Raw genomic sequence first — 19681 nt, 5'->3', positions numbered from 1 at the left:
ATACCACTATATATATATAGTGCATTAGTAAATTATTGCTTGGAATTAACTAATAATTATAATACACCGAATAGCAAAAATAGCAACCCAACTAGTAATGGTAAAAATAATAGTCAGAGTTTTATTATAATTTTTCTAATAATAGCTGTTTCTCTTGCAATATTCATATTTTATGGGTGGTTTTTATTTCAATTTTTAAATGATTTGTTTAATCTTAAAAAAGTAGAATTTTTATTCTCTTTTATTATTGTGCTTATTGCTTGCACACAAGGTTTGTATGTTGGTAAGCAAGCTATAGAGGCTGATAAGAGATATATATCGGTTCGCGACATAGGATATTTATTATCTAGATTTGTGGAAAGTACAAGTTTTCGACAAGCTAATCTAACCGAAGCAAACTTTACTGAAGCTGAACTGAAAAATACAGATTTTAGAGGAGCTAATATTAAACACGTTGATTGGACTGGATCTGAAAATATTAATCTTGCTCATATAGGAAGAAGTTATTTACAGTACCGACAAATACTGAATTTAGTAGTTAGTAGAAAGGCAAAAGATAAAAATGAGAAATAATAAAAATTCAGAAAATAAAAATTTTGATTATTTAAATCTTGAAGGTATTAATTTACAACAAGCTGACTTGGAAGGTGCTAGTTTTAAAGAGGCTAATTTAAAAGATGCAGATTTACGAGAAGCAAATTTATCACATGCCAACTTAATAGAGGCAAATCTAGATGGTGCAGATTTAAGTCAAGCTACTCTTACTGGTGCTTGTATTGAGAATTGGAAAATTACAGCAGCAACTAAGACAGACGATATAAAATGTGACTACTTGTGTTTGCGTCAAGAAACACTTGAAGATCTAAATCGTCTTGGTAAACCAGAAATAGATAACCTATCGCCTCTATCGGCGGAAGACTTAAAGAAGCTTCTTACTCCTCCCGAAACAGAATTTTTAGAGTTATATCAAGCTTTTGCTGAATTATATGTAATCAAAGATAAGGTGATTTGTGAGATTCGACTGATAAAAGCAGCACATGAAGCAAACATACCATTGGACAGCTATCGTCAAATGTTTAAAGACTACTGCCAGCAAAAAATAGATGCAGAATGGCAGCAATCCTCGTGGAAATCAATACTAGCTAATATAGAACGCCGTATAGAGCATTTGAATCACCTCATTAGCCAGATGGATATATTACCAATGTTGGATAATTTGGGAAGGCTATCTATATTAGTGGCAGTAATTTTATATATCAACGATACTCTTCAAGATAAGATTGAACCCAAATATCGTGCATGGGAAATTATCAATTCAGGAAAAGAAGAAATTAAAAGTGGTAACAACTTAGCTCTTGAAGATTTAGTTAAACAAGGAGTGAGTTTACGGAATATAAAGGCTCCTGGTGCGGATCTGAGCAATATTAATCTTAGTAATATCGATTTAGCTGAAGCTGACTTGAGTGGTTCTGTTTTAAAAAATGCGGATTTGAGTAATGCTAAACTTCAACGGGCTAACCTGAGAAAAGCTAACCTTACATCTGTCCAATTTAGACATAAAAATTCTTTAAAGAAAATCAATAATAGTAATCTTTTGACGCGTCTTTTCACTCGGAGTAGAAATGCTGCTGATCTCACAGAAGCGGATCTTACAGAAGCAAAGCTAATCAAAGCTGATCTCTCAGAAGCGGATCTCACCAAAGCAAAGCTGATCAAAGCCGACCTCACAGAAGTAAATCTCACAAAAGCTAACCTCCCAGATGCAAAGCTTATAAATGCTGACCTGAGAGGTGCTAATCTTCTGGATGTTGTCGTTAATGAAAAGACTGATTTAACGGATGCCTGTTACAATCAAGCAACTAAACTGCCAAGCAATCTAGACCCTAAAGCAAGAAAGATGCGTGAACTTAATAACGCTGAGGAGAAATGCGAAAAAAATCCTTGATGGATGTCAATTTAAAGTAATTATGAGTTACTCTACCTTATGTTCCCAGGCCTCTTGGGTCAGCTATTTTTCGGTTTACGCAATTTCTGAGAACGAATTGGCCCCAGAATTTGATTAAGACTACGCAGTTGTTCAGCTGTACCCATACAAATCAATGTGTCTCCTGGCATTAAAACCGTCTCGCCAGTGGGGCCGCCAATCAAGTTGCCGTCAATGCGACGAATAGCTAGAATTAATCCTCCGGTTTGCGATCGCAGTTTGGCTTTTTGCAGAGTTTGACCTACAAAAGGACAAAAAGCCGGGTCGAGTAAAAATTCTTCCATATACAACTGGCGGTCTGCACCTGTGAGAATCCCATCTACAAAATCCATAACTTGGGGTCTGAGGGCAGCCGCAGCCATTCTTTTGCCACCAGTAATGTAGGGTGAAATTACTGCATCTGCACCGCCACGCTGTAACTTTTGCAGAGCTTCTTCTGTACTGGCACGAGCGATCGCCCGAATTCCAGGGTTCAGGGTTTTTGCTGATAAAACTGTATATAAATTTTCCGCGTCGGAAGGTAATGCCGCAACTATACAAATTGCCCGTTCAATACCAACTTTCAGGAGTGTGTCATCTAGAGTGGCATCACCTTGGTATGCCATATAACCTTCTGTCTGGGCTTTTTGTACAGACTCCACCTCAGAATCTATGACTACAAAAGATACACCTTCTGCCCAAAATTCTTTGGCAATCTGACGACCAGTCCGACTAAATCCACAGATAATGTAATGTTCTAATAGAGATTCCATTAACCGCCTCTGTTGCCGTAGCCGAATACCTTCTTGAAAGTAGCCTTGAATTACCGCTTCTGTAAATCTATTGACAATGTAACCAATATTGATTACACCCAACAAAATCAAGGCAATGGTAAACAACCGTCCTCGGCTACCCAATGGGTGTGTCTCGCCATATCCCACAGTCGCTAAGGTGATGACAGTCATGTAGGCTGCGTCTTCCCATGACCAACCCTCCATTAGCCGATACCACAAAGTACCAATCAGGAAAACACCGCCAAGGGCGATCGTCCCGATCATTAACTCTTTTTGAATGAGTTTGTATTTCTTCTCAAGTGTTGAATACAAGGTTTTTTCTCACCATTGTCATTCTTTGAGGATATTTATAGCAGTTCCCAATTACATGATGTGCCCTGTAACCTCTAATCCCTAGTCCCTAATATGTACCTCACTCAAACGAGAAATGCTACAAGCGTTAACCTAAGAAAAAGAAATTTATAAAAATTTCTAGCAAACTAGTATGTAAGTATACGATGAAAATTTTTCAGGAGGCGCGGTAGTGAGCATAGAAACTCTAATTGAGCAAGCCACCATCCCCCCAGAGTCAGGCTTTGTGCCATCTAACCCTTTTGACGCTGATAGCTTCGATGAAGCTGTCATGTCAACTTATGCCCGCTTTCCCCTAGCCTTAGAACGGGGTGCTGGATGCCGGGTTTGGGATACACAGGGTCGGGAATACCTGGACTTTGTAGCGGGAATTGCCACTTGTACTTTAGGACACGCCCACCCAGCTATGGTAGAAGCGGTAACACGCCAAATTAGCAAGCTGCATCACGTTTCTAATTTGTACTACATTCCCGAACAAGGTGAATTAGCTCAATGGCTAATTCAACATTCCTGTGCCGATCGCGTCTTTTTCTGTAACTCCGGTGCTGAAGCAAATGAAGCCGCAATTAAATTGGCTAGAAAATATGCTCACACAGTTCTAGACATTGAAAAACCGATAATCATCACAGCTAATGCCAGTTTCCACGGGCGGACTTTGGCAACAATTACAGCTACAGCACAGCCGAAGTATCAGAAATACTTTGATCCCTTAGTTCCGGGTTTTCACTACGTACCTTACAACGATATTAATGCAGTAGAAGAAGCAATTAGCGAGTTGGATGAAGGTGATTACCGCGTGGCGGCAATTTTGATAGAGCCATTACAAGGAGAAGGCGGTGTACGTCCCGGAGATGTTGCTTACTTCCAAAAACTGCGAGAAATTTGTGATGAAACTGGTATTTTGTTGATTTTCGATGAAGTACAAGTTGGCATGGGACGCAGTGGTAAGTTATGGGGGTATGAACATCTTGGTGTTGAACCAGATATTTTTACCAGCGCTAAAGGTTTAGGCGGTGGTATCCCGATTGGGGCGATGATGAGCAAAAAATTCTGCGATGTCTTTCAACCAGGGGAACACGCCAGTACTTTTGGCGGAAATCCCTTTGTTTGTGGAGTTGCTTTGAGCGTCTGTCAAACATTGGAACGGGAAAATCTTTTACAGAATGTGGAAGCACGGGGTGAACAGTTGCGATCTGGGTTAAGAGCGATCGCTGCCAAATATCCCAATTACATTTCTGAAGTCCGGGGTTGGGGTTTGATCAATGGCATGGAGTTGCAAGCAGATGTTGCTCTCACCGCACCTGAGATTGTCAAAGCTGCCATAGATAGGGGTTTATTGCTTGTACCAGCCGGGCCAAAAGTTGTCCGGTTTGTACCGCCATTAATTATCACAGAAAAAGAAGTGGACATGGCATTGCAAGCTGTTGAACAGGCGATCGCAACTATCACGGCTTAGTATTGACGTTCTCCTGTTTGAATTAAAAATGGTGAAGTACCCACCGCTTTAGCAAGTAAGCATCTAGCGGTGGGCTTTTTATAATTGACGAATAAATTTTCTGTAGAGACAGTAATTTATCGCGTCTCGCCAACCATCAAAATGAATTTGACAGACCACTAGTTCACATTGAGAATTGTTACAGCAGTGGTCAGCAAATTAGAACATAAATTGAACATCAAATCCTTACACCAACAGGTTTTCTTACCTATTCCCTGCTATGGTCTTCACTAAACTAGAATTGACATAAAAATAGATGTATGCATTAAGTCAATTCTGTATCTTATTGCCAGATTTTTCTAGAATTCAAGCTCATAATAAAAGCACCATCCCCTATTCACCCCTCAGTTGCACACCTCTTTTACCAGGAAATGCCAAAATTCTCTTCTTTTGGGGGTTAGTTTAAGGGCTGGGGAACGATTACTGCTGCTTTTGGGAGAGATTTTGCGGGAATGAATTGTCGGTAATCAATCGGCATGTTATCAAAGCATGATTTACATTAAATCACCTTTCCGTAAATCTGTTCTCTAAAACTGCACAAATAGCGTTTTCACACGTTACATGCAGCGTGTAAATCCTAGTAGGATATCTTCGCACATCTTAAAGTTGGAAGACAGATGGAAATTTCTTATCGCAACATCAATTACCCACTTAGTCCTCCTTCATTTTTGACAGATTTTCCTGTCCTTGAAACCGACAAATATATCCTACAACTTGCCTCCAATGAAGAAGAATTAGACTCTATTTTCCGCTTGCGATTTGAAGTTTTTAATCTGGAGTTAGGCTTGGGATTTTCTAGTTCTAACTTTAACCAGATGGATCAAGATCAGTTTGATGCTGTCTGCCATCATTTAATGCTTATTTGCAAACAAACTGGTACAACGATTGGAACTTATCGGATGCAAACTTATACAATGGCTATACAAGGGCTAGGTTTTGATGCTGCTGATATATTTAATTTAGATGAAATTCCTGGTTTTATACTACAGGCATCTGTAGAAGTTGGACGGGCATGTATAGCTAAAGAATATCGTAATATTCAAGCGCTTTTATTACTTTGGGAAGGATTAGCTAATTATCTCATCTGGAGTCAAAATAAATACTTTTTTGGTTGTGCTTCATTACTCACTCAATGTGCTGAAGAAGCGGCTTGTGCGTATCTCTATTTTCAGCAGAATAACCTGATGCATTCGAGTATTTTAGTTAACCCAAATTCGCAATATTGTCTAGAAAATACTTCAACATGTCTAGATGGATGTAATGTGGAAATTCCTAATATTTTGCAGGCCTATTTAAATATTGGGGCTAAAATATGTAGCTTACCAGCAATTGATCGTCAATTTCAAACTATTGATTTTTTGACTATATCTAATATAGAAGATTTCACTCGGTGGCATTCTCCAGTTTGTCAGAAAAAATAAATATCTCATTTTTTATTCATCCTACTGTGTTATTTTTTACAAAAAATAGTTTATGCGGCATCTTACTCTCGTTCCGAGTTGGTTGCGATTTTTAATGATCTTTTTGTTGATGATGGGTACATTATTTCGCTTTGTTAATCTTGAGAGCAAAGTGTACTCGCACGATGAAACTTATACCTCATTGAGAATTTCAGGTTACACAGTAGACGAAGTTAAACAAGAAATATTTAATGGTCGAGTTATTAGTCAAGAAAGTTTTAGCAAATTCCAAACTCCTAATTTAGAAAAAAGCGTTAATGATACTATTATGTCTCTGGTAAAAGAAGACTCACAACATCCACCGTTTTATTACTTAATAGCTAGATTTTGGGTAGAAATTTTTGGTAATTCGATAACAGCAATTAGAAGTTTATCTGCCTTGATTAGCTTGTTGGTATTTCCTTCGATTTATTGGTTATGCCGAGAATTATTTAATGTGCCGTTATCAATACCTACCGTAGCGATCGCACTGATGTCAATCTCCCCTATACAAATCATTTATGCCCAAGAAGCAAGAGAATATATTCTTTGGTTCGTTACTATAATTTTATGTAGCGCTGCACTGGTGCGAGCAGCATCTCTAGAATTCAAAGATCAAAACGAGTTAGAACAACAGCAAAAATTACCCGACCGCTTTGCTACCTGGGGAATTTATGCAATCACTTTAATACTAAGCCTTTATACATCTCTGTGGACTATATTTGTAGCATTTGCTCATGGAATTTATGTATTGACAACATCAAAATTCCAATTGAATGAGACTGTCAGATCTTATTTGCTAGCATCAGTGGTAGGGTTTTTAGCCTTCATGCCTTGGATAACGATTGTAGCTGCTGATTTTTTTCAATTTCTCATTTCAGCAGATGTAAAGGCAACACAGGCATCTCAAATACCTTTAATTCCATTTTGGCTGATGCAGGTTAGCCGAATTTTTTTTGATTTAGGCTTACGCTTAGACAATCCTTTAATATACTTAATTTCGCCAATTTTTTTAATTTTGGTGGGATATGCTATTTATTGTCTTTGTCGAAGAACAAATTACAAAGTTTGGTTGTTTGTTGTGGCATTAATTATAGTACCAGTCTTACCTTTAATATTGCCCGATGTAATTTCTGGAGATATACGTTTAAATTCTGAGCCATATTTCATGCCATCTTATTTGGGTATTCAAATCGCTGTTGTTTATCTGCTGGCTACGCAACTATATAATGGCAACTTATTACGCCGGAGCATTTGGCATATAATCCTACTACTGGTAGTTATCTGTGGATTGGTTTCTTCTAGGGTGAGTTACCAAGCAGAGACTTGGTGGAGTAAGGGAGTTAGTTATGGTAATCCACAAGTTGCAAAGATTATCAATCAGTCGGCTCAGCCGCTTTTGATTAGTGATTCTGTAGGCATAAATTATGGAAATGTCTTTTCTTTGAGTTATCTTACACAGCCAAAAGTGCGATTTCAGTTGGTGCAGAATCAAGATATTCCTAATATTCCTAATGGATTCAGTGATATTTTTCTCTTGAATCCTGCTGATACCTGGCGTGAGCAAATAGCCACAAAGTACCAGTCTCAAACAAATATTGTTTACCAAGATAAGTATTACTTGCTCTGGAAATTAGTCAAACCTCGTACCTCACGCCAAGGTTAGAGATTATCCAGAAAATCTTGGATTTTGTGCCATCACCTTCTCCCTGTTCTCTGCTTTTTCACTTTCTTCGCTCTAGCTGAGGGAGTAATATTGTGGTTGATTTTTTAATCAGTAAATTCTCCCCATCGTATGAGGACAGAATATCAAGAATTTGAGATTATGGGACAGTATGAAGTTGATTATTCACTCTCTTCATACAAGTGTTGAAGGTAAATAGTAAATAAATATGAAATCTATATTTTTGACAGCCGCAGCTTTATTCAGTAGCTTATCTCTAGCTGCTCCTATTAGTGTTGAAGCTGCCGAAAGCCAGAGCCAACAAGTAAAGCGCTTAATAGAAACTAGAGCTTGTTATGGATGTAATTTAAAAGGTGTTAATCTCAGAGGGGCCCATTTAATTGGTGTGGATTTGAGAAATGCCAATTTAAAAGATGCTAATTTAGAAAGCGCTAATTTAGAAGGTGCTGATTTACAAGGCGCTAATTTACAAGGTGCTAATTTAAGTGATGCTTTTGCCAGCGGTACTACTTTTAATAATGCCAATTTGATAAATGCTGATTTGAGTGATGCTCAATTGCACAATGCTCAAGTAGATGGTGCTGTGATGATTGGTACTAATGTAAGTGGGGTTGATGGTTTGGATATAAATCTTGGTGTTGGAGGAGAAGAATGATAATAAAGAGTTACGAGTTTAAGAGTGAAAACTCGTAACTTCTAATTTGTAACTTTATTCTCCCGTAATTGACAATTCATCAATCCAAATTCTGGGAGCTACTCCCCCTGGTGTTAACTCAACTTCTTTTTCCACATAAACAATTGATTTGAGAAGTTCTAAGAAATCACCAGCAACAGTTGCTGATTCAATGCTTGTCTTAACACCTTTGTTAATTATCCAACCATCGAAAGGCAGAGAAAAAGAGCCTTGTAAGGATTTCACTCCTGCATGAAGAGCTTGTAAATCATCTATAAAAATTACATTCTCAGCAGTTTCTAGGCTGAGTTCTTGTTCAGAATTTGCTGCTGCAAAAACGTGATAAAAATTGGGACTGATGCTAACTTTTGCACCAATACTTGCGTTCCCCGTGGGCTTAGCATTCATTCTTTTAGCAGTCCCGGCACTATGGAGAAAGCCCGTTAAAACACCACTTTCAATCAACGAAATCTGACGAGTGGGAGTTCCTTCACCATCAAAACTTTCTGCGCCTACGTTAGCAGAATGTAGCGCATCATCATATACTGAGATTAAAGGAGAAGCAATTTGCTTTCCCAAATCATCAGGAGTAGATAAGCTTTGTTTGTCCAAAATGCTTTGAGCGTTGAACAAGTTAGAAAAAGCACCTAAAAGACTTAAGAAGGCTTCCGCTGAAAAGACGACTCGATATTTGCCAGTCTTGATTTTCTCGTAGTTCAAGTGGCTAATAGTTTTCTCGGCAGTTTCTTTAATACAACCATTGATGTCTAGATTATCTAAACTTTGGTTGATTCTAAAAGCGCCTGCACTGCGTGGTTTCTTGCCTTCTTCTTCAGTTTTACTGTAAAGATAAACTGATGCCAAAGAGTGAGATTCGGTTCTGGCTGCACCTTCACTATTAAGATAGAACCTGTCAATATCTCGTTGCGCCAAGCCGTTATAGGGCACACCTTTGATTGCTGGATGAACTGTCAATAATTTTTTTTCTGCTAGTACAAGTCTTTCTATTAGTTCCGCAACAGGTGCTTGGGGTGCTTTATCATGGGGCGTATTTGGGATAGGAATAGTAGCCTCTGGACTAAAATCAGGAACATTTTCCTTAACACCAAAAAAGCTAGCTTCATAAGCTGTTTTTAAAGCTAATTCCAGCCCTTTGGGGTCTACATCTGTGGTACTGGTGACACCCATTGTGTTCTCTTCATTCCAGACACGAACAGTAACACCAGAACGATTTGAAGCTTTGACTTGTTTTGGCTCACCTTGGTCTACTTGGACGCTAGTTTCATCTACTGTTGAGCCATAAACATCGAATTTTTTGATGCCAAGTTTATTAGCATTTTCCTTGGCATAGTTGGCAATTTCGTTGATATTCGGCATAGTCAATTTTTGAATTTAAATTTTGTAGCGCCAAAAGTCTTACTTTTTTTGTGCCTTCGTGTACTTGTGTTTTGATTAACCACGAAGACACGAAGAATTTTTTAACGTCCCCCGACAGTAATTGAATCTACTTTGATGTGGGGTTGACCAACTGTGGTGTAAATACTGCCACTGACAGAACCGCAGAACCCAGGTGCGAGTTCCAAATCTTGGGAACATAAGGAAATTTTATTCATAATTTCCTTAGCTTCACCAATGAGAATGGCTCCTTTCAGTGGTTTAGTAATTTTGCCATTCTCAATTAGGTAAGCTTCATCTACGCCAAAGTTAAATTGACCAGTAGCGCCGACACTACCACCACCCATCTTTTTACAGTAAATACCTTTATCGATAGAGGCAAACAAATCTTCAGTTGTATGTTCGCCAGTAGCAATATAAGTATTACGCATCCGGCTAGCAGCGGCAAAAGTATAATTCTGGCGACGACCACTTCCAGTTCTGGGATGTCCGGTACGCGAAGAACCTGTTCTATCTGCTAAAAAGTTTTTGAGAATGCCCTTTTCAATTAATAAAGTTCTTTGAGCAGGCATACCTTCGTCATCCATGTCAATTGTACCGAAGGCATTTTCTGCTCGTCCTTCATCCCATGCTGTCAGACTTTCATGGGCAATTTTTTCACCTTTTTTATCGGCGAATGGTGTGGTGTTGCGTTCAATTTGGGTAGTTTCCAGCAAGTGTCCACAGGCTTCATGGAAGATGACTCCACCAAAGTGATTGGCCATGATGATGGGGTAAGTGCCTGATTCTACATAATCTGCATAGAGCATTTTGCCAGCAGATTCTGCTATTTGCTCGGATGCTTGTTGATAATCCCAAGTTCTCAAAAAGTTAGCATCGCTAGTATTACCAGCGCGTTCACCAATGGAGGCGCGATTTGCACCATCTGCACACAAAAGGTTAAATCCTACCGATTGGGTGAGGCGGATGTCACGAGCAAAAGTGCCATCACTGGCGGCGACTAAAACTTCTTGCCAATCCCGAAAATAGGTAGCACGGCGTGATTGGACATGGCTAGCTTTTTGCTTGAGGTGGGCAGTACCATCAAGGAGAACTTCTCCCATTTCTCGGATAGAACTACACAGAGAGAGCCAGCCATCTTTGCCTCGTTTAGTAGCGTAGTCTCTCAGTAGTTCTAAATTAATTTCTGGTATAAAATTACTAGGTGCAGGTAAATGTAATCCTAGGATGGAAAGGCCTTTTTCTAAGGCGGCTTTCAATCCGGAAAACGAAAGGTCATTTGTACTAACGTAGCAATCGGCTTTGCCACGAAATACTCTAACTCCTGCACCTGTAGCTAAACTCGGTGAAATACTGGTGATAGCGTCGTCTTCTGCAAGACAACTAATATAGTTGCGGCGCTCTAGGAAAAATTCAATAAAGTCAGCCCCAGCAGCGCGTCCGAGTCCTAAAAGGGTAGCCAAGGGGGCTTCCCAGGTTTCATCGAATCGCTCTGGTGTTGAGGAATATTGTAGGGTGGGAAGTTGGTTTGACAGAAGTAGCGTACTTGTAAGCATGGATAGCCTCGTCTGCTGGCGTTATCAGAGATTTGACTGAAAAATCCTGGTTTGTTAAGTCTAACAAATCGCTGAAAGACACAATCGGCAGATAGGCAGTAGGGGTTTCCTCACCTTCAAATTAACTCGACAAATTTCTTTTTTCTCTCTGATATCTCTGTGTCTGTGCCGTTGTTAATTGTCAGTTGTCAGTGGTCAGTTGTTTTTGGACTAGTCTAAGACCCCCAAAGCGCAAGTGGCGTGGTTTTTATGTATCTTTGCAACTGACTACTAACCACTGACCACTGACAAAAACTCTATTCCCTTGTGGCGTGGAGTTTTTTATACTTTTTGAATAAATCGCCGTCCTAGTAATCCTTGGGGTCTAACTAACAGCATGATAAATAAAATTCCAAAGGCTACGGCATCTTTATAACCGGAATATTCAGCAGGAACTAATGCTTCTACTAATCCAATTAGCAATCCTCCTAGGACTGCGCCAGGAATGCTGCCTAAACCACCCAAAACAATCACTGCTAGACCCCGCAATCCAAAGCCTATGCCAAAATATGGGCCAGCAATGCTAACACTAGAGGCTACCAATGTTCCTGCTAATCCTGCTAAGAAACTGCTAATAAAAAACGTCAGCACAATAAAGCGATCGCTATTAATTCCGAGTAAACTGGCAGTAGTAGGATCTTCTGCGATCGCTTGAATTGCTTTACCATATTTAGTACGAGTAATAAAGTAGGTGAGAAGAGATACAATTACCATAGATACGACAAAAATCACCACTTGCACGCTACGAATCGGTATTGGTTGTTCTGGACTACCAAAGTTAATCGCAGGCGGCAAATTGCCGTAAGTGTTGGCTGGAAATGTGTAACTTTCTGCGCCTACTAAATACTGGATGACGTTAACAATTACTACTGCTACGCCCAAGCTCGAAACAACAGTAAGTAAGGGGTCAGAACCTTTGTTACGTAAAGGTTTAAAAGCAATACGTTCCATTGCTATGCCTACCAATCCTGCTAAGGTACTACCTAAAATCAAGGCTATAGTAAACGGCAATTGTATGGGCAGTGTTGCATTAGCTAACAAGCCGTTAAATCCAAAAGTACCACCCATCAGTGCATAAGTAAAATATGCACCTAGGGTAAAAATTGCTCCATGAGCTAAATTAATAATGCCCAAAATAGAGTACACCAAAGTGTAACCCAAGGCAAAAATTGCATAAACGCTGCCAATGGATAAACCATTCAACAATTGTTGTAAAAATAGACTGAAATTCATGTAAATAATTAGGGATTAGGGGCTAGGGTCTAGGGAAGTAGAGAGCAGGGGAGCAGGGGAGCAAGAAGAGGGGGAAAAGGTTAAAGGATGAAGAAACAAACCCTTTAACCCTTTCCCCCTTACCCCTTCTTCCCCATGCCCTATGCCCAATTTTTATTTATTTCAAAAATGCGAATTTACCCTTACTGCCATCTTTATCCATTTTGATTTGAGCTACATAAAAATCTTTTTGCACAACTTCACCTATTGGAGTAAAAGCAATCTCACCAAGGGGCGTGTTGTATTTACCAGTTAGTAATTGTGTATTCAGTTGTGTCCGCAGTTGTGGTAATTGTAATTTATTAACTTTGCTTTTTTTATCTAAAGCCTGGAGAGCTTCGACATATACTTGCACTGCGGCAAAGGTTTGGGCACTAAATTGAGGTGGTTCTTTTTTATATTGGTCAGTATAAGCTTTGCGAAACGCAGCGTTAATTTCACCTGGATGTTCTGGGCTGTAAGCTTGAGCAATCAAAACTCCATCACAAGATGCTTTACAAACTGTTAATACGTTTGAGGTATTAAGACCATTACCACCAACAATTAAGCCTTTGTAACCTAATTCTCGTAGTTGTCGTACTAAGTTACCACCATCAGCAGCCAAGCCTGAAATAATTACTAAATCTGGTTTGAGGTTAAGAGCATTAGTAGCTTGGCTTTGAAAATCTGTATCACTGGTTTGAAACTTTTGTACGGTGACTAATTCCAGATTTTGATCTTTAACTGTTTTTTGGAAAATCTCAGTTTCGGATTTGCTAAAAGCGTCATTTTGGGCGTAGAAAACAGCAACTTTTTTGATGTTGGGATTCTGTTTAAGTGCAGCTTTAACTGAATTAGGAGCAACGATGGAAACTGGTGCTGATACACGAGCAATATAATCACCTATTTCAGGTATTCCCTTAGCAGTATTTGATGGGCCAATCACTGGTACTTTAGCGCGTTCGGCAACAGGGTTGGCACTAAAAGCTTGTTGTGACAATGTTGGCCCCACAATACCGACAACTTTATCTTTATTAATTAAAGTTTGAAAAGCGTTAATTGTTCCAGCTTCATCGCCGCCAGTATCTTGAAAGACTAATTTAACCGGAGTCCCGTTAATACCACCTTTGTCGTTAAAATACTTCTCAGCAATTTTTGCACCAGCCACTTCTTCTTGACCAAGTAAAGCTACGTTGCTAGTTTGGGCGACAGCAATACCAATGGGAATAGCGCTTGATGTTCCTGTTGTTGCTGGTGTGTTAGTTGTAGGATTTGTACCGGTATTAGTGCCGCCACCACATGCTGTCAGTAGCAAAGCACAAGTAGATAATAATGCTGTTGTACAAGTAATAGCGTTTTTCATCGGTGAATAATCATATAGATATTAGACAAGGTGCAAAAAGTAACCTTATCAGTCAAAATCTGTAAACCTGATTAAGCTGGATAAACTTTTGCAAGAATTTTATTAAATCATTTTTATTTGACCATGCAACGGCTAATATTCAAAGTGCTGATAAAAACTGTGCCCATAAGGTTTATAGGGCATAGTTATTTCTCCTCTGCTCCCCTGCTTTTCTTAGCCCCTAGTCTCTAATTAAAGCGTTTCATAAAACGGCGGTCAATCCAGTCTTTCCACCACCACAGTAGTTTATGAGGCGGTAAAGTAAAAAAACCGCGTGTGGCGATCGCCTTTCCATCACCTGTACCTATTAAACTAAGATATTGCCGCTGTGGTATGTAAGGTTTGAGTGGCTTACCTAGTAAGAACTGCTGTAAGTTCTCAAACAAGGGTTTACCTTGACGCACAGCAAACACCCCAGCTTTCGGATGAGGATGATTTATCATTGTGGCAATGTCACCGGCTGCAAACACTTCTGGGTGCGTTTGAGATTGTAATGTATCTTTTACTAAAATAAAGCCTTGCTCATCAGTTCCTAGCCCCGTTGTTTTTAACCATTGAGGTGCAGATGCTTGTGTTACCCAAAAAATTTTCTGACATTCTACTGTCAAGCCAGATTCGCATTTAATCTCAAATCTTTCTTCATGTCCCTGATTTTCTGGTACAGAAGTATTAGAGGTTAGTTGCTGCGGCGCAATTTGACAAACAGTCTCTCCCAAATGCAGGTTGATACCACGCTTAGTTAAAACTTGCTTAACTAAACGCTGAACTGAGTGATGATAATGAGGTAACAATTCCTCATGACGTTGGCATAAATGAATTGCTAGATTTTTGATTGGTTGCTGATGTTCACGCAAAATGTGATGCAAATGAGCTTGCATCGACAGCGCCAATTCTACACCACCAGCACCGCCACCCACAATGCCAATACTTATCGGTTCTTGGGGATTTTGTGTTACTTTTTTTATTAACTGATACCAATGCTCTAAAAATTGTGGTACTGGTTTAGCTGCGATCGCATATTCTGCTGCACCTGATACAGATATTGTGGCCGGAGTACTGCCAATATCAACAGACAGTACATCAAAATCTACCGCAGGACGGTTAGCACAAATCACTTTGTGGTTTTTTAAATCAAAATCAACTACTCGGTCAATGTATAACTGTGCTTGAGCAAATCTTGCCAATTTTTGCAAGTCAATGTGGCATTCATTGTGGCTGTAAAATCCAGCAATATGTCCTGGTAGCATTCCAGAGTAGGGTGTATCTGGCGCTGGGGTAATTAATGTCAAACGAACTCCCGGTAATGGTTTCATGCCAAACATTCTTAGCACAATGGCATGGCTGTGACCGCCACCTATTAACACCAGTTCTTTGAATTTTGGCTGGGAATTTTGTTGCATCTAATAAGAATAAATCATCAGGTTTTTTCTGCCCAGTAATAATTATAACTTTTGGCTATTTTATGGCAGCTATAATAAATATCCGCTTTGATTTACCTCTACTGAATTAAGAGTAATATTTTCTATATTTTTGCACAAAAATAATCATTAAATTTACTAATGTGCAACTTTATAAATGCGTAGACAATAGCAGACACCACTAAGTATTTTTAAAAATATTGCTTATGTTGAAAGTAATGATTCATGCTTATTACTCAGCAAAAAGGCATTCGATTATCAATCAATTACCATTTATAAACATCATACCTCAGATAGTTTTTAATCAAGACAAAACACGTAATCTTTCACATCGGGCACTCCAACAATGCTTAAGATTAGCAATAGAACATTTGAACCATCCAACAATTGAAAACAGGCTGGTGGCAATCTATGATTTAGAAAAGTTTGCCCATGATTATCCCCAACATCATTGGAAAATCATAGCCATACTGACCAATTTTGTACGAAATAATGCTCCAGTTGTCATTCCAGAAGAGTCCACAAGTCAGCCATCACTAACAATTTGCACAGATATTCAATTAGCTTTGACTGTTATTGGTAGGAGAGAGGTTCAAAAAGAGTTAGAAAATGAACAAATTGATTTGAGCCATACTGACCTGAGAGGGGTAAATCTAAATCAGGCAAATCTAGAACTGACAAATTTTTATCAAGTAAATCTGTCTGGAGCAAATCTATCTGGAGCAAACCTGTCTGGAGCAATTTTGAGTGCAGCAAATCTATCTGAAGCAAACCTGTCTGGAGCAAATCTGTCTGGGGCCATTTTGAGTGCAGCAAATTTGTCTGGAGCAAATCTGTCTGGAGCAAATCTAAGCAAGTCAAATTTATATTTAGCCAATTTATGTGAGGCTATTATTTATGAGACAAAACTAGATGGAGCGAACCTTCGAGAAGCTCAATTTTCAATTACAGATACCGTCAGCCCTGAATTAGGCTATGTGTGACAGTTAATGATACTTAAACAGGGTGCGATATAGCAGTTCGCTTGGATTCTTGAACTTACTTGTAGAGGTAGGGAACAGGGAACAGTATCAGATATTAGTCCTAATATATTGCATAAGTAATTTGATTAAAATCAAGTTGCTATAACATTTGATACAATATTGCCAAAAAATACCCCATCAATTAATATTTAGGACGCATATTCAAATTTTCTAGCTAAATGATATACTGATTTTTTAAAACCTCTAAGTAATAATTCTGTGTCGTGAGGAATATTACTGCTATGTCTGCTAATAAAACAGACACACTCCTACGTTGGTTGATAGCTATAACAGTCGTATTTGCTCTCGCACTGACTTTAATTGTGTTCGGATCATCCAATATCAAAGGATTATCAATTCCGCAACAAATGCAATTAAGAAATCAAGCATTAACAGCCACTGCCATAGTTTTTTTGGGATTGGCCGTAATGACTAATGCTTATTATGCAGCCAAACGTGCAGAAGCCATGCAAAAAAATGCGATCGCAGCTGAAAAAAATATTGAAATTAGCATCGCCAATACTAAACTAACTCAAGACAGGCTGGTTACAGAACGCTTTATGGCGGCAATTACCCAGCTGGGGCATGAGAGAATTGAAACGCGAACAGGTGCAATTTATGTTTTAGAAAGAATCGCTCAAGAATTTTCCCAAGAACACTGGACAATTATGGAAATCCTCGCCGCTTTTGTGCGAGAAAATACTCCCATCTGCGAGGATGAGCCAGCAAGTGGGGAAGAGTTACGGTCGTTACACTTGAGCAGACACAGAAACAAGGAACGTCAGACAGAATCAAAAACCCAGGAAGCATCCCCAAAAATTCGCCGGGATGTGCAAGCAGCTTTGACTGTCATCGGAAGGCGCAATTCCCAGCAAGAACAAGACAATCAAAAACTAGACTTACGCCATACCGACATTAGGCGAGCAGACTTGATGGGAGCCAACCTCCACCGGGCAGATTTGCGTGGTGCTGACCTCTGCGGCGCAAACCTGCGTAATGCTGATCTTTGCGGGGCTGACCTTGAAGGTGCTAAACTCACCGAGTCTATTCTTTATGAAGCCACATTACTGAAAGCAAACCTGCGAGGAGCTAACCTTTGTTGGGCGAATCTCAATCGAGCCAACCTTTGTTGGGCAAACCTGCGGGGAGCTAACCTTTTAGGAGCAAGTCTGCGTGCAGCCAATTTGCAAGAAGCCAACCTCTATAAAGCTAATTTGCAACAAGCAACCTTAAAAGTTGCTAACCTTTCTGGAGCCAAGCTATTTTTAGCTAACTTACAAGGAGCAAAACTTGGTAAAGCCAACTTGCATCTTTCAGGGCTGATTGGAGCCAACCTGTCAGGAGCCAATCTCAATGCTGCCAACCTGTCGGGAGCAAACTTGAATGCTGCTAAACTACATCACACAGAAGTATTTTTTGCCAACCTCACCGAAGCCAGTTTAACGGAAGCTGACTTGTATAAGGCCAATCTCATGGGGGCCAATTTAAATAAGGCCATTCTCTATCAAGCTGATTTGTCTTGGGCTAACCTGATGGGAGCTAATTTCTTAGACGCTAATCTCTGTGATGTCAAACTGGAAGGAGCAGTTTTGACAGGAGCTAAAAATTTAGAATCACAACAGATTAGAATGGCGCTCGGCGATTATCGCACAACTCGTCTGCCTGATTATGTCGAAGCACCAATACATTGGCGACAATCTAGTTGATTTGCCGCAGCATTAATTATTTGGGCGTATCTACGGTATCTTTTTTATCTCATGCAGAGGAGCCAGTGCGTTGGGCGGCTTCGCCGACTTGTAGCAACTGGCGTAGCGCAGAGGCGCAAAGGAAGAAAAATGAAATTTGCTGTAATTTATGTCTGATAACAGCACAGACGGTTTGAGAAATTGGTTAATAGGTCTGGCGATTATATTTATTCTCTGCTTATATGGTGTTTTTTTAGCCTTTGTGAATTTTGAGGGTTTATCAATAGAGCAAAGGAACGTGGAAGAAGTTATTGAAGAACTATATGGAGAACTTGATGCCAACTGTTGGATGAGGATCTCTTGCCAAATGTTTGATAATTTGTAATTCTACATCCATTGCCCTACTTACCTTCCAGAGTTTTTTCTTTTCATCCTTTTATTCAGAATACTCGGAAAGTGACAGAAGAGGGTTAATATGGAAGTTCAGGCTTACATTGAAGTGGATGAAAAAGGTTTTGGTGAGTTTCAATTTGGTTTAGTAACTGGACAAATTGATTATGAAACCATAAAGGATGATGACACTTATTACTGAGGCTTTCATCTGTGTCCATACCCCCCCAATTATTACTCTCATCTCCATTATTGGGGGGTGTGGACGAAAGATTAGATGAAGGTCTAATCATCTCAACTCCATATTGAGTTTGCATCCTAGCTGCATAAGTCGCATTTCTCTCCTCCTCCTCTTGCCGCCTGTGTTCCTTCTGGTCACGCTGCTGCTGCCGATACTTCAGTACATTTCGAGCGAATATGCAGCATTTGAAGTCCTTCAATTACTTGCCTCAGGAGTGTGAGCAGATGTAGTCCTTGAGCGATCGCATCAATCGCGTGTATTCCGATTCGCTGGAGAAGACAGTCAAAAATCTGTTGCAGTCTTTGGGTAAGCTGAATCGCCCTTATCTTACGGCGGCGGAAGAAAAATTGTTGAGTGTTCTGGAGTCTGAATATGGCAGAGAGATAACACCCTAAGCAATTTTGGCAATTTGGCAACTAATGTCTTTTGGCTGAAGGGGTGACAAAGAGGCTGAAGCTCAGGAAATACAAGAGTGTGACTGTTTTGGGGTAAAAAAAGATAGGTCAGGTATTCTCAACAAGACCTATCAAATGATAATGTTACCTAAATTCTACCAAAACTGCTTTCAAAATGTACTGACACCCGCACAGTACAAGATGTTGGAAATCTTGATTATGCTGTTACAATTTCATAAAACTGTGACAATTGAGAAGCTGGCGACAGTATTTCCCCAACCGATAAAATTTGAGAGTCGGCGACGAAGCATCCAAAGATTTTTATTACTGCCAGAGTTATCAATTCAATACATCTGGTTTCCATTACTCAAAAGATGGGTTAAAAACAGCAGACAATCTCAGGAGAAACAATTGATATTTGCGATTGATAGAACACAGTGGCGTGGTGAAAATGTGTTCGTCATTAGTTTAATAGAACAAAAAAGAGC

Annotated in this window: 16 protein-coding genes and 1 pseudogene; 10 read left to right on the top strand and 7 right to left on the bottom strand. The window is 39.6% G+C overall.

Features of this window, described 5'->3' with window-relative positions:
* Together I8751_RS15655 and I8751_RS15650 are read left to right on the top strand one after the other, a co-directional pair.
* On the top strand, positions 1-573 hold a 573-nt coding region (locus I8751_RS15655), incomplete at its 5' end, for a pentapeptide repeat-containing protein (protein WP_214440072.1).
* On the top strand, positions 563-1945 hold the full coding sequence (locus I8751_RS15650; protein WP_214440071.1) for a pentapeptide repeat-containing protein: 1383 nt from the start codon (positions 563-565) through the stop codon (positions 1943-1945). The genes I8751_RS15655 and I8751_RS15650, both read left to right, overlap by 11 nt.
* A 59-nt stretch (positions 1946-2004) precedes the next feature.
* On the opposite strand, the gene I8751_RS15645 is transcribed toward I8751_RS15650, so the two are convergent.
* Positions 2005-3069, bottom strand: a complete 1065-nt coding sequence (locus I8751_RS15645; RefSeq protein ID WP_318780334.1) for a potassium channel family protein — start codon at positions 3067-3069, stop codon at positions 2005-2007.
* A 211-nt stretch (positions 3070-3280) separates the two neighbouring features.
* Here I8751_RS15645 and I8751_RS15640 point away from each other — a divergent pair, with 211 nt between their 5' ends.
* The 4 genes from I8751_RS15640 (at position 3281) to I8751_RS15625 (ending at position 8381) form a co-directional block, all read left to right on the top strand.
* Positions 3281-4564, top strand: a complete 1284-nt coding sequence (locus I8751_RS15640; protein ID WP_214440070.1) for an aspartate aminotransferase family protein — start codon at positions 3281-3283, stop codon at positions 4562-4564.
* Positions 4565-5220: 656 nt separating this feature from the next.
* The gene (locus I8751_RS15635; protein WP_214440069.1) at positions 5221-6024 is read left to right on the top strand and encodes a GNAT family N-acetyltransferase; all 804 of its coding nucleotides are present in this window, start codon (positions 5221-5223) and stop codon (positions 6022-6024) included.
* A gap of 52 nt (positions 6025-6076) precedes the next feature.
* Positions 6077-7708 carry a glycosyltransferase family 39 protein gene (locus tag I8751_RS15630; RefSeq protein ID WP_214440068.1) on the top strand — a complete coding sequence of 544 codons (1632 nt, stop codon included), beginning with the start codon at positions 6077-6079 and terminating at the stop codon, positions 7706-7708.
* A gap of 226 nt (positions 7709-7934) precedes the next feature.
* On the top strand, positions 7935-8381 hold the full coding sequence (locus tag I8751_RS15625; protein ID WP_214440067.1) for a pentapeptide repeat-containing protein: 447 nt from the start codon (positions 7935-7937) through the stop codon (positions 8379-8381).
* Between the two features lie 54 nt (positions 8382-8435).
* On the opposite strand, the gene I8751_RS15620 is transcribed toward I8751_RS15625, so the two are convergent.
* The 5 genes from I8751_RS15620 to I8751_RS15600 all read right to left on the bottom strand — a co-directional run bounded on the left by I8751_RS15620 (position 8436) and on the right by I8751_RS15600 (position 15442).
* Positions 8436-9776: a TldD/PmbA family protein gene (locus I8751_RS15620; RefSeq protein WP_214440066.1), complete on the bottom strand. Its 1341-nt coding sequence runs from the start codon at positions 9774-9776 to the stop codon at positions 8436-8438.
* A 101-nt stretch (positions 9777-9877) separates the two neighbouring features.
* Positions 9878-11350, bottom strand: coding sequence for a TldD/PmbA family protein (locus I8751_RS15615; protein ID WP_214440065.1), 1473 nt, complete (start codon positions 11348-11350; stop codon positions 9878-9880).
* Between the two features lie 321 nt (positions 11351-11671).
* On the bottom strand, positions 11672-12622 hold the full coding sequence (locus I8751_RS15610; RefSeq protein WP_214440064.1) for a branched-chain amino acid ABC transporter permease: 951 nt from the start codon (positions 12620-12622) through the stop codon (positions 11672-11674).
* A 157-nt stretch (positions 12623-12779) separates the two neighbouring features.
* A complete protein-coding gene (locus I8751_RS15605) occupies positions 12780-14003 on the bottom strand; it encodes an ABC transporter substrate-binding protein (RefSeq protein ID WP_214440063.1) in 1224 nt (407 codons plus the stop codon).
* Between the two features lie 227 nt (positions 14004-14230).
* Positions 14231-15442, bottom strand: coding sequence for an FAD-dependent oxidoreductase (locus I8751_RS15600; protein ID WP_214440062.1), 1212 nt, complete (start codon positions 15440-15442; stop codon positions 14231-14233).
* Between the two features lie 224 nt (positions 15443-15666).
* On the opposite strand from I8751_RS15600, the gene I8751_RS15595 reads away from it, so the two are divergent.
* From I8751_RS15595 to I8751_RS15585, 3 genes are all read left to right on the top strand, one after another.
* Positions 15667-16443: a pentapeptide repeat-containing protein gene (locus I8751_RS15595; RefSeq protein WP_214440061.1), complete on the top strand. Its 777-nt coding sequence runs from the start codon at positions 15667-15669 to the stop codon at positions 16441-16443.
* Positions 16444-16724: 281 nt separating this feature from the next.
* Complete coding sequence (locus I8751_RS15590) at positions 16725-18188, top strand: pentapeptide repeat-containing protein (RefSeq protein ID WP_214440060.1); 1464 nt, start codon at positions 16725-16727, stop codon at positions 18186-18188.
* 148 nt (positions 18189-18336) lie between these two features.
* Positions 18337-18552 carry a hypothetical protein gene (locus I8751_RS15585; RefSeq protein WP_214440059.1) on the top strand — a complete coding sequence of 72 codons (216 nt, stop codon included), beginning with the start codon at positions 18337-18339 and terminating at the stop codon, positions 18550-18552.
* Positions 18553-18932: 380 nt separating this feature from the next.
* On the opposite strand, the gene I8751_RS15580 is transcribed toward I8751_RS15585, so the two are convergent.
* The gene (locus I8751_RS15580; RefSeq protein ID WP_214440058.1) at positions 18933-19214 is read right to left on the bottom strand and encodes a hypothetical protein; all 282 of its coding nucleotides are present in this window, start codon (positions 19212-19214) and stop codon (positions 18933-18935) included.
* 198 nt (positions 19215-19412) lie between these two features.
* Here I8751_RS15580 and I8751_RS15575 point away from each other — a divergent pair.
* Positions 19413-19681, top strand: a pseudogene (locus I8751_RS15575) (IS4 family transposase); the annotation flags it as partial.

The sequence above is a fragment of the Atlanticothrix silvestris CENA357 genome, from assembly GCF_016056295.1.
GTDB lineage: Bacteria > Cyanobacteriota > Cyanobacteriia > Cyanobacteriales > Nostocaceae > Atlanticothrix > Atlanticothrix silvestris.
Note: the sequence above shows the minus strand (reverse complement) of the source record. Positions and strands in the feature narration are given on the sequence as shown.